The following is an 11,296-nucleotide window of genomic DNA, read 5'->3' as shown; positions in this document are numbered from 1 at the left end:
CTTGAGACCCTGAGGACCCATGTCACCCTGGGGGCCCTGAGGACCAGTCGCGCCAGTCGCGCCAGTCAGGCCGGTGTCGCCCTTGAGACCCTGAGGACCCATGTCACCCTGGGGGCCCTGAGGACCAGTCGCGCCAGTCGCGCCAGTCAGGCCGGTGTCGCCCTTGAGACCCTGAGGACCCATGTCACCCTGGGGGCCCTGAGGACCAATCGCGCCAATCGCGCCAGTCAGGCCGGTGTCACCCTTGGGGCCCTGAGGACCAGTCGCGCCGGTCAGGCCGGTGTCGCCCTTGGTGCCCTGAGGACCAGTCGGGCCGATATCACCTCGGGGCCCCTGCGGACCGGTGGGCCCTACGGAGCCAGCGGGACCCTGCGGACCGATATCGCCCTTGGGGCCCTGCGGGCCTACGGGCCCCGGCGGGCCCACTGCTCCAATCGTGACGTTGAACGAAGCCGTCGAAGACGGCTTGTCCGTTGTAGTCACCTCCAACTGATGGGAACCGGGCTGGGTCAGGAAACTGGCGGGGAGGGTCGCGATGACCGTAGTGCTGTTATTGCTGACAACGCTCAGGGTGACCCCGGCCAGGGAGACATCCGGCACTCTCGTGCCGAAATTCTGGCCGAAGATCAGAATCTGTTGCTGCGCAGTGTCGATGTCGACGGTGGAAATCGCCGCGGACTGAGGGCCGGCGCCGTATGCAGAGGCAGCCAGCAGCAGCATGGCTGCAAGGGAGACGGTTCTTGAATACCGAGTGGCTGAATTCACTTGTGCTTCCTACCTTCCTGGGGCTGCTCTGTTCCTGGAACGCGTCCACTGGGAGCACTCGCATGGCGCTCCAGTGCTGCATGAGTGCGGGCGTTCGGTTCGTCCCGAACTCACGGTTGTGAGGCCGAGCAGGCCCCACGAATTGAATGAGCCGACGGGGCGGAAAATGATGCAGGAAATGCGGGTGCGGCCTTCGGGCTCCCGAGCGTGGACGGCAGCCGAGAGCTGCTGGAGCGCAGTTCACCCACTGCCGGTAGGGCAGGTGCGGTAGCACCCGCTCCCTTGCAACATCGCGAAACGTCTCGCAGTGGCGTGCCGGCCAACGGCGCATATCGCGCACGGTGTAGAACAGTATCCACGCCAAATCATTGCGCGTGCTGCTGCGTGGGAATCATCGGCGCGGCGGAGGCGATTTCCCGCGACATTCTCCGGAGCCACGTCGATGAGGCCACAGCCGCGACGACGCTGGCCTCGCTCATCGCCAATGGGCTCTCGAAGAAGCCATAGCCCACTGTCAATCCTGGGTTGTAATCACCACCCTGGTGTTGGCATGACCCAGGTTCAGACTCATTTGCAATCCCTGTACAAGGAGACGCCGTAGTCGTCAGTGCAAGGGCTTCATGGACAGTCGCAGGTCGTGTGAGCGGGGAGCGTGGGAAACCATGCTCCGGCCCAGAGGGCTTCTTCTTGCCCTTGCACGGGGAGGCACCGTGCTCATTCCGCACCGTGTGCATGCCCGGGACAAGGTCGAGTTGCAGGACTACGTCCATGCCGCGCGAGGTCGCTACATCGCCGGATGACCGAGCCCCACTGGAGGCTGGTTGGGGTTCAAGGAGCGTGAAGGTGAGGCACGTACTCAAATGGACGGTGGTGGTGCTCTGCTGCACGGCCGTAGCGGCGGCAGCGCAGCAGCCGACGGATGCGCGGCTGGTGGAGGCACAGGCAGCCTTTGACGAGGCGACGACGCTCTACAAGACGGGCAGGTACGCCGAGGCCGTGGTGCAGGGCGAACGTGCTCTCTCCCTACGGGAGACGGTGCTCGGGGGCACACACCTGGACGTCGCCATTTCGCTCAACCTCCTCGGCATCCTCTTCTGGAACCAGGGGTTGTATGACCGGGCGGAGTCGCTCTACCAGCGCGCGCTGGCCATCCGGGAAGCGGCCCTGGGCAAGCACCATCCCGTCGTCGCCAACTCTGTCAACAACCTCGCGCTCCTCTACGTGGATCAGGGGCTGTATGACCAGGCAGAGCCGCTCTACCATCGCGCACTCGCCATCTGGGAAGAGGCTTTTGGCAAGGACCATGCCGTTGTCGGTTCGGGGCTCAACAACCTCGCCATTCTCTACTTATCGCGGGGGTTGTACGGCCAGGCCGAGCCGCACTTCCAGCGCGCGCTGGCCATCCGGGAAGCGGCGCTCGGCAAGAACCATCCCGACGTTGCCACCTCACTCAACAACCTCGCCAACGTCTACATGCGGCAGGGGCTGTATGACCGGGCCGATCCACTCTACCAGCGCGCGCTGGCCATCCGGGAAGCGGCGCTCGGCAAGAACCATCCCGACGTCGCCACCACGCTGCACAACCTCGCCCTCGTCTACGACGAGCAGGGGTTGTACGGCCGAGCCGAGCCGCTCTATCTGCGAGCGCTGGCCATTGAGGAAGCAGCCCTCGACAAGAACCATCCCACCATCGCCACCTCGCTGAACAACCTTGCCATCGTCTACAAAGCGCAGGGGCTGTATGACCGGGCCGAGCCGCTCTACAGGCGGGCGCTCGCCATTCGGGAAGTGGCCCTCGGCGGGAACCATCCCGACATCGCTCAATCGCTTGAGAACCTTGGCAACATCTACGCGGAGCAGGGGAGGTACGGCCGGGCCGAGCCGCTCTACCAGCGCGCGCTCGCCATCTGGGAGGCAGCCCTCGGCAAGAATCCTCCCCAGGTCGCCTCCTTGCTGAACAGCATCGCCCTGATCAGGTTGGCTCAGCGTCGCCCTGGCGCGGCCGTCCCTCTGTTCACACGCGCCTTCGCCGTGTCCGAGCTGCGCCTTCGCCACGAGGCGCTCGACTTCTCTGAGTCGCGTCTGGCCAGCTTCCTCCAACACCTGCGTGTGGACGCGCAGGTGCTCAACGCGCTGGTGCGCGCGCACCCGGAGGATGCCCGCGTGCGGAGCCTGGCCCTCAGCGCCGTGCTCCTGATGAAGGGGCGCTCCGTCGAGGAGACAGCCAATATCTCCCGCACCCTCTACCGGAGCCTGGGCGCCGAGGACCGTCGTACCTTCGAACGGCTGCGGGGCCTGCGCACACAACTGGCCAATCTCTCACTCGAGGGGCCCGGCTCGCGCTCTCCGGCCGACTACCAACAGCGGCTCAATACGTTGGCCGTCCAGGGCGACTCACTCGAAGCTGAGCTGGCCAAACGCTCCGCTCCCCTCCGAGCACTCACCGCACTGCCTCGTCCCGCGGAGATCGTCGGCCGCGTTGCCGCCTTCCTGCCCAAGGACGGCGCCCTCGTTGAGTTCGTCGCGTACGAGGACCGGCCCCTCGTCCCCAGACCCGGCACGCCTCGCACCGGGCCGCCGGCCCAGCTCCGCTACCTGGCGCTGGTGCTCTTCCCCGACGCCTCCACCCGCGCCTTGGACCTGGGGCCCGCGGCACCCATCGAGCTCGCCGCCACGCGCCTGCGCGATGGGCTCGCAATCCGCGACGCCCAATTCCAGGCCTCTGCCCAGGCGCTTTACCGGCTCGCCTTCCAGCCCCTGCTGCCCATCCTCGGGGAGACCCGCCGCCTCTTCCTGTCTCCCGATGGCCAGCTGAGCCTGGTCCCCTTTGCGGCCCTCCACGATGGTCGCCGCTTCCTCCTCGACTCCTTCGACTTCACCTATCTCACCTCCGGCAAGGACCTCCTGCCGCGTCCCCAGGACATCCCTCCCTCCTCCTCTGTCTTCGTCCTCGCGGACCCGGACTTCCACGCCTCACCGCGAACGGAGCCCCCCGGGCAGACCCGGCGCTCCGCGTCGCTCGACCGCTTCTTCTCCACCCTGCGCGCGGACCTCGTCACCAGCACCTGGGTGCCACTGCCGGGGACTCGCCAGGAAGCTCAGGGCATTCAACGCCTGCTGCCCCAGGCCCAGCTCTTCCTTGGCCCCGAGGCCACCAAGGAGCGGCTGCTGAAGCTGCCCACTCCGGGCATCCTCCACATCGCCACGCATGGCTTCTTCCTCGAGGACGCTCCCGCCCCCTCGGGCTCGCGCGCCATAGGCCACTTCGGTGCCCTGGGCGACGACCCAGTTGCCCCGCGGGACCCACTGCTGCGCTCCGGCCTGGCCCTCGTGGGCGCACGCGCTCCAGAGCCGGACGCCTCCAGTCCCCGGTCCGACGCCGCTCTGGTCACCGCGCTCGAGTTGGCCGGGCTCGACCTCTGGGGTACCCAGCTCGTCGTCCTCTCCGCCTGTGACACGGGCCGCGGCGACGTCAAGCTGGGCCAAGGGGTTTCCGGCCTGCGCCGCGCCATGGTGGTGGCTGGTGCGGAGACGCTCGTCATGAGCCTGTGGAAGGTCGATGACGGCTTCACCCACCTCCTCATGGAGGCCTATTACGCCAACCTCCTGGCCGGCCAGGGCCGCGCCTCCGCCCTTCGCGAGGCCATGCGCTCGCTGCGAGCTTCCAGGCCCCATCCGCACTACTGGGCTCCCTTCATCTCCCTGGGCAGCGACGCCCCCTTGCGCGCAATCAGCCCCCTGCCACACTGACGGGGACTACCGCCTCCTCTCGGGCTCGCCCTGCCTCGGGACGGGGAGGTGGCGCAGCGGTCAGCCGTGCGCCGCAGCGCAGACCTTGTTGTGGCCCAGCTTCCCGGGGTCGAGCTGGTAGTCCAACCCCAATCGGCTGCAGACCTGATTCGCATTCGTGTTTCGCGGGTCCGTGCGCCTCAGGGCCGGGCGGCCTACACGCGAGAGATGCAGATACGCGCGAAGATATGCCAGGGCGACTCGTTCGGATTGGCGCGCAGCACGACGTCCGCGACCTGATCCGTGTTGCCGGACTGGTGTTCCATGAGGATCCGGGCGTCGACGTTCGTGGTGAAATAGGTCTCAATCAGACTGGGTATCGCGTTGGGGGTGCTGATGCTGCCGACGACGATGGCGTCCTCGTTGGGGATGTCCTCCGCAACACCTCCGGCGTGCCGCAGCCGGCAATACCCACCGTTCGCGAACTTCTTGGTCGCCATCATCCCGGACGGCTCCTCGCCGGTCAGGAAGGCCGTCATCGAGAAACCGGTGATGTGGTACGTCCCTGGCGGAAGCGTGATGATTCCTGTCGCGAGGTCGAGCTGGATGGCGTTGTCCGGCGAGCGCGCCTCCACGCGGGTGAACACGCGCGTGTGCATGCCCCCCACCTCCATCTTCTTCGTCTCGGGGGAGTCCTCGGAGAAGACCGCGAACGAGCGGGAGTAGCTCACCGGCTCCGAGGTCCAGAAGTAGCTGTCCCTGGCCTTCCCATCCCTGCCGTCGAGCGTGAACACCTTCTTCTGGTCGTTGTCGCGGCCGCCTGACAGCCACCGTTGCTCCTTGCCGCCCACCTTGAGGCAGACGGCGCTCCCTCGCTTGACACTACCGCTGCCCACGGTGTCGAAGTCCTGCATCACGGTCCAGCGGTAGGTGTCCTCCTTCGCGCCCCCCTCGCCGTCGCGCGTGTACACCTGTTTCTGGCCATCGCTGCGGCCGCCGGAGAGCCACCGCTGCTCCTTGCCGCCCACCTTGAGATAGATGGTGTCGCCATAGCTCACGGGCCCGCTGCCCACGGTGTCGCGCTTCTTCATCACGGTCCAGCGGTAGCTCTCCTCCGCCGTGCCGCCCTCGCCGTCGAGCGTGTACACCTGGGCCTGCTGATCGCTGCGGCCACCCGAGAGCCACAGAGGCTTATCGCCGCGCACCTTGTTGAGGTAGAGCGTCTCCCCATAGCTGAGTGTATCCGTGGTGGGTATGCACTCCGGCGCGGGCTGGGGCTTCGCCGGGCTGCTCATCACTCGCTCATGACTGGCTTGATTTGACAAGACATCCTCCTGTGGGTGCGCTGGACAATGGCACACGGAACCATGAGGTTCTTCAGAGGATACGAAGCGATACAAAGGAGCCGGCGCGGACGTGCTCGCAACGGGTCGGTTATACTCCAGCCGGGAGCATCGGCGCCTATGGACAAGAAGAGTCAGACATCCACGTCGGAACCCAGCGTCTTCATCGTGGATGATGACCGGGCGCTCACGGCAATGATTGCCGACTACCTTCGACTGCATGGGTTTCGCGCCGAGAGCGAGGGCAGCGGCGAGCGCGCGGTGACGCGGATCCTCGCCACGCGGCCCGACCTCGTGGTGCTCGATGTGATGCTCCCCGGCAAGGATGGCTTCGCCGTCTGCCGCGAGCTGCGCGGCGCCTATCCGGGCCCGATTCTCATGCTGACCGGGCGTGGCGCCGAGGTGGACGAGGTCGTGGGTCTGGAGAGCGGCGCCGACGACTACCTGCCGAAGCCTGTCCGTCCCCGCGTGCTCCTCGCGCGGCTGCGCGCGCTCCTGCGCCGCACGAGCGCGCCCCCCCAGCCGGAGGGCACGCCCGTTCGCGTCGGCGAGCTCACGGTGGATTCCACGCGGCGAACGGCCTGGCTGCGGGGGAAGGAGCTCGACCTGACCTCTGGCGAGCTCGACGTGCTCCTCCTGCTCATGACCCACGCTGGACAGGTCGTGAGCCGACAGCTCATGTATCAGCGGCTTCGGGGCGTGGAGCAGGACGACATCGACCGCTCCGTCGACCTCAGGGTCTCCCGGCTTCGCCACAAGCTGCGCGAAGCCTCCGGCGAGGCGGAGGCCATCAAGACGGTCCGCGGCGTCGGTTACCTCTACACAGTGAGCTGACCCGTGGACAGGCTCTTCCTCCGCGTCTATCTCCACATCTTCGCGGGCGTGCTGCTGGCCGGCGTCGCCGCCAAGGCGTTCGTCATCCCTCGGATCAACGCGCAGCTCGCGCGGAACATCGAAGCCTCTTTCGCGGTGCCGGTCGCGTTGATGGCCGAGATGTTCCAAGAGCGCTACAGCCAGTACCACGACTTCGGAGGTCCCGCTGAGCAAGCCTCGAAGCGCTTCGAGGTGCCCGTCGTCATCATTCCCCGGGCGGACGCACCGCTCGGCGCCGCCGCTCTCGGACGCCTCGACGTCGGGGAGGTCGTGCGGGCGGGCCACGTGTTCGAATCCGTCCTCTATGCGCGCATCGAGGGGACCGGGCACGTCCTCCAGGTGGGGCCCTTGCCCCTGATGTTCCCGCTTGGCGGCGCGCGCGGCGCCGGGCTCTTCCTCTGCTTCGTCGGAGGGCTCTCGCTCGGCGTCTTCGCGCTCCTGCGCCCCGTCCGCCGACAGCTCCTGGACCTCCGGCGAACGGCCGAGGCGCTCGGGCGGGGGGAGCTCGACGCGCGGGCCGCGGTCGGCTCACGCGACGTCATCGGCGCGCTCTCGACGGCGCTGAACCACATGGGCGAAGACCTCCAGCGCTCGATTGCCATGCGCGAAGAGCTCCTCCACATCACCTCGCACGAGCTCCGAGCACCGACCCAGCGGTTGCACTTCAGCCTCGCGCTCGCGCGTGAAGCGGTCGAGCCCGACGAACGCGAACAGGCGTTCGAGCGGGTGGAGCGCAGTCTCGAGGAGCTCGATCAGCTCATCGATGAACTGCTCACCTACGTGCGGTTGAAGGGGCGCCGCGCGCCAGCTGGGGCCGCGGTGGACGTGCGCCCGGTCCTCGCCGCGCTCTGCGAAACCCTCACCATTGTACCCAGCAGGGCGACAATCGCCGCCCCCGTGCCCTGCGCGGAACCGCTCGTCGTTCGCGTCGAAGCCCGGCTCGTCGAGCGCGCGACGTCGAACCTGATACTGAACGCCCTGCGGTACGCGAGGTCTCGGGTCCAGGTCAGCCTGACGCGGGAGGGCCGCGCGATTCACATCCACGTCGACGACGATGGGCCGGGGATTCCGCTCGCGGAGCGGGAGCGGATCTTCGAGCCGTTCCACCGCCTCGACGACGAACGTACGGAGGAGAGCCCTGGCTTCGGGCTCGGCCTCGCGATTGTCCGCCGTATCGCGGAGGTACACGGCGGGAGCGTCGCCGCCCTCGGCTCGGAGCTTGGCGGCGCACGGTTCACCTTGTCCTTTCCGGTCTGACTCCAGCCTCGTTGCTTCCAATACCCCGCGCTTGCCGCTGTCCCCTCCCCAGAAGGAGGGGCGCCTCTCGGCTGGCGGCTGCCTACCTTGGAGGGGCGCGGCATGGGCCCGCGACGGGGCTGGCGGATGGGTGGGGCGCGGTCATTCGCTACGGGAACAGGCAGCCTCGGTCCGCGACGTGGAGGGAGCCGGCGCGGGGTCCAGGCGGGGCGGCTCGCCCTGGGGGTGCTGGCGCTCACCTCCGCCGCCGCGCGCGCGGCGGAAGCAACGCTGCCCGCGGATGCCCCCCGGTCCGAGCTCTCCGTCGAGGAGGCCACGGCGCCGGAGCAACACCCCTGGCTCGCGCTGGGGGAGGTCACCGCCATCAACCTGGTGGTGTGGACCTATGACCGGACGCTCGGCCAGAAGGACTGGTCCCGTGTCAGCCTCCAGACATGGAAGGACAACCTGCGTACGGGCTTTGTCTGGGATGGGGACGGCTTCTCCACGAACCAGTTCGCGCATCCCTACCACGGTGGCCTCTACTACACGGCCGCGCGTGACAACGGCCTCTCCTTCGTGAGCGCCATCCCCTTCACGCTGCTGGGGAGCATCCAGTGGGAGCTGTTCGCGGAGACCGAGCCGCCGTCCATCAATGACCTCGTCAACACCACGATGGGCGGGGCGGCCGTGGGCGAGGCACTCTACCGACTGTCTTCCACCGTGCTCGATACAGAGGCCACGGGGAGGGACCGGTTCGGCCGGGAACTGACGGCGGGCCTCATCAGCCCCATTCGCGGAGTCAACCGGCTCCTGCGCGGCGATTCCTTCCGGCATGAGCCCACCCCCTCCGACTGGAAGTCGCGCGCGCTCGCGGGCTGGGTCTCGCTGGGCTACCTGAGGCTGGGGGACGGCAAGCTCCTGGCGCAAGGCAAGGACCAGTTCTTCACCCAGTTCGCCCTGCGCTACGGGGACGCGTTCCGTGGCGACATCCGTCGCCCCTTCGACGCATTCGACGTGCACATCCAGTTCACCACGCGGGAGGACAGCCTGGTCAGCCACGCACTGCTGACGGGCCTGCTCGCGGCGAAGGCGCTGGTGCGCACCGAGCAGGACGAGCTGCGGCTGGGCCTCTCGCAGCAACTGAGCTACACGGACACGCTCGCGTACGAGGTGGGCGGACAGTCCCTGGACGTGAGCCTTCTGCACCAGCGCAACCTCTTCGCGCGCTCGAAGCTGAAGACAGTGCTGTCGTTGAAAGGCAGCATCCTCACCGGCATCTCCTCCGCCCACCAGGGGACCGAAGGCCGCGACTACGACTATGGTCCCGGCGTGGGGCTGCAGCTCCGCGTCACCTACGCGCGCGACGCGTGGGACCTCCTCACGCTGGAGGCGGACGTGTCACGCGTCGCGGTGCTGGACGGCGCGGGCGGCTCGCACCAGGTGCGCACCGCGCAGCTCCAGGTGGACCTGCCCGTGGTCGGCGGGCTGGGCCTGGGCTCGGAGGTCAACGTCTTCCAGCATCACAGCCGCTTCGACGGCTTCCCGGACGTGAGCGAGGACACCTACGAGCTGCGCTTCTTCCTGTCCGTGCACTGACGTACCACCGTCTCACGGGCCTTCCACGAGCGCCGGCTCCAGCACCGCGGCCGTGGGCAGCGCGAAGTCCGCCACCACCGGGAAGTGGTCGGAGAGCCACACGTGCTCGACCTGGGACCTGCGCTGCTTGAGTCCCTTGAAGAAGATCCAGTCGACCTGATGGGGCGTCAGCGTGAGCGTGCGGTTGTATTTCTTGAGCGTGGGCTGCAGCCCCTGGCGTTCGATCTCGTGGATGGACTCCTCACGGCTCCAGACGTCCCAGTACGTGCTGAGGCTGTTCAGGTCTCCCAGCAGGATCACCGGCGCGTCGGGGTTCGTCGCGCGCCACGCCGCCATGTGCTCGAGAATGACCCGCGTCTGTCGCAGCCGGCCCTCCTCCCAGGTCAGGTGGTCCTTCTCCGGACGATTCTCCAGGTGCGCGTTGTAGACGCGGATGCGCACCGTCCCCGTCCCGTTCGCGGAGGGCACGTCGATGTCCGCCCATACGGCGGAGCGGGGCTGGCGGACGTTCGGCAGCTCGATGGCGCCGGAGTCGACGATGGGATGTCGGCTGAAGATGGCCTCGACCCGGCCGCACATCATCTTCCCGACGGGGTCGGAGAGTGCGAACGCCGAGTAGGACGGGCCACCGAACGAGCGCATGAGCGTGTCGAAGTAGTCGAGCTGCCAGCCGCCCTCATCCGAGCACAGCTCCTGGAGCCCGAGGATGTCGACGTCCCACATCATCTTGCGCTCGTGGAACGCCTTGCTCATCGAGCTGGACCCTCCATCCCGCTCGTCAATCAGGGCTTCGCCGAGGTGCACGTTGTAGGAGATGACGCGCAGCCTCCCCTCGGAAGCGGGGATCCTGTCGAACAACGGCTCCGGCAGACTCATGCAGCTCGTCCCGAGCAGGAGCTGCACCGCACAGAACGTCAGCAGCCGAGCGAGCCGGGGCCCGCGAGCGTGGAATGGATTCGAAGAAGGCACGGGCCCGTAACTTCTGGAGCCGGCCTTCTCTTTCGCAGTGCGGAGCGCGCGGGCGGCCGGCTGCCCTGCGGCAACCGGCCTTTTCCTGACGAGCCAGACGCTCGTTCACCCGCAGGCTACGGCTGGCACAGGTAGTACTTGATGTCGTCGCAGTAGTCGCCACGGCACCACGCGCCCGTGGGGTAGACGCCAGGGCCGAAGTTGAGGAGGCCGGTGTTCTCCTCGGAGTGCCATCCAGACCAGAAGCAGTTCTTGGGGCTGATGCCGGACATGTACGTGCACTGGAGGGAGAGATTGTCGCAGTACTGGCCGGTGCAGGCGATGCCCGTCATCCAGTAGCCGGGGTCGCAGAGCCTGAAGACCGGGATGCCATTGTCCGAGAAATAGGGCGTCCAGTACGAGCCACCGCGATAGGCGCCGGAGTCCTGGCAGTTGAGCCGCATGTTGTCGCAATAGCTCCCGTTACACTGGGCTTGCGTGGGCAGGCTGCCGCCATCACAGACGATGGGGGGCCGCTCTTCCGAGGTGTACGCAGTCCAGCCGATGTAGACCGCCTGCTCGGTGCTCCCGAGCTCGACCGCCTCGTCACTGCCGCTCTCGTCCTCCGGGGCCTCCGCGCCGCAGCCTCCGAGTATCAGGGCGCTTCCAACAAGCAAGACAGTCGCCAGGGAGCCAGACTTGATGAACATGGATGGGTATTCCTCGATGCACGGGGCGTGGGGCTGCAGCCGCAAAATCCGGAATATCCGAGATTGCCGAGCCTGATTTGTGTCTGGGCGCCA

General features: G+C 67.4%; 8 protein-coding genes. 4 read left to right on the top strand and 4 right to left on the bottom strand.

Annotated elements, in window-relative coordinates; all coding sequences use genetic code 11:
- Positions 1 to 720, bottom strand: a 720-nt coding sequence (locus G4D86_RS54450; RefSeq protein WP_164002384.1) for an IPT/TIG domain-containing protein, incomplete at its 3' end; no start/stop codon positions are given.
- 888 nt (positions 721 to 1,608) lie between these two features.
- Here G4D86_RS54450 and G4D86_RS48545 point away from each other — a divergent pair.
- Complete coding sequence (locus tag G4D86_RS48545) at positions 1,609 to 4,515, top strand: CHAT domain-containing tetratricopeptide repeat protein (protein WP_240360910.1); 2,907 nt, start codon at positions 1,609 to 1,611, stop codon at positions 4,513 to 4,515.
- Between the two features lie 194 nt (positions 4,516 to 4,709).
- Here the strand turns inward: G4D86_RS48545 and G4D86_RS48540 are convergent, their stop codons facing one another.
- Positions 4,710 to 5,789: a hypothetical protein gene (locus G4D86_RS48540; protein ID WP_164002363.1), complete on the bottom strand. Its 1,080-nt coding sequence runs from the start codon at positions 5,787 to 5,789 to the stop codon at positions 4,710 to 4,712.
- A gap of 168 nt (positions 5,790 to 5,957) precedes the next feature.
- Here G4D86_RS48540 and G4D86_RS48535 point away from each other — a divergent pair, with 168 nt between their 5' ends.
- The 3 genes from G4D86_RS48535 (at position 5,958) to G4D86_RS48525 (ending at position 9,545) form a co-directional block, all read left to right on the top strand.
- Positions 5,958 to 6,671 carry a response regulator gene (locus G4D86_RS48535; protein ID WP_164002362.1) on the top strand — a complete coding sequence of 238 codons (714 nt, stop codon included), beginning with the start codon at positions 5,958 to 5,960 and terminating at the stop codon, positions 6,669 to 6,671.
- Between the two features lie 3 nt (positions 6,672 to 6,674).
- A complete protein-coding gene (locus G4D86_RS48530) occupies positions 6,675 to 7,967 on the top strand; it encodes an ATP-binding protein (protein ID WP_164002361.1) in 1,293 nt (430 codons plus the stop codon).
- Between the two features lie 225 nt (positions 7,968 to 8,192).
- Positions 8,193 to 9,545: a DUF3943 domain-containing protein gene (locus G4D86_RS48525; RefSeq protein ID WP_240360909.1), complete on the top strand. Its 1,353-nt coding sequence runs from the start codon at positions 8,193 to 8,195 to the stop codon at positions 9,543 to 9,545.
- A 12-nt stretch (positions 9,546 to 9,557) separates the two neighbouring features.
- On the opposite strand, the gene G4D86_RS48520 is transcribed toward G4D86_RS48525, so the two are convergent.
- Both G4D86_RS48520 and G4D86_RS48515 read right to left on the bottom strand, forming a co-directional pair.
- Complete coding sequence (locus tag G4D86_RS48520; protein ID WP_164002360.1) at positions 9,558 to 10,421, bottom strand: endonuclease/exonuclease/phosphatase family protein; 864 nt, start codon at positions 10,419 to 10,421, stop codon at positions 9,558 to 9,560.
- A 209-nt stretch (positions 10,422 to 10,630) separates the two neighbouring features.
- Positions 10,631 to 11,203, bottom strand: a complete 573-nt coding sequence (locus tag G4D86_RS48515; RefSeq protein WP_164002359.1) for a hypothetical protein — start codon at positions 11,201 to 11,203, stop codon at positions 10,631 to 10,633.
- Positions 11,204 to 11,296 lie beyond the last annotated feature (93 nt).

This window comes from Pyxidicoccus caerfyrddinensis (assembly GCF_010894405.1).
GTDB classification, from domain to species: domain Bacteria; phylum Myxococcota; class Myxococcia; order Myxococcales; family Myxococcaceae; genus Myxococcus; species Myxococcus caerfyrddinensis.
The sequence above is the reverse complement of the archived record's forward strand: the minus strand, read 5'-3'. Positions and strand labels throughout refer to the sequence as shown.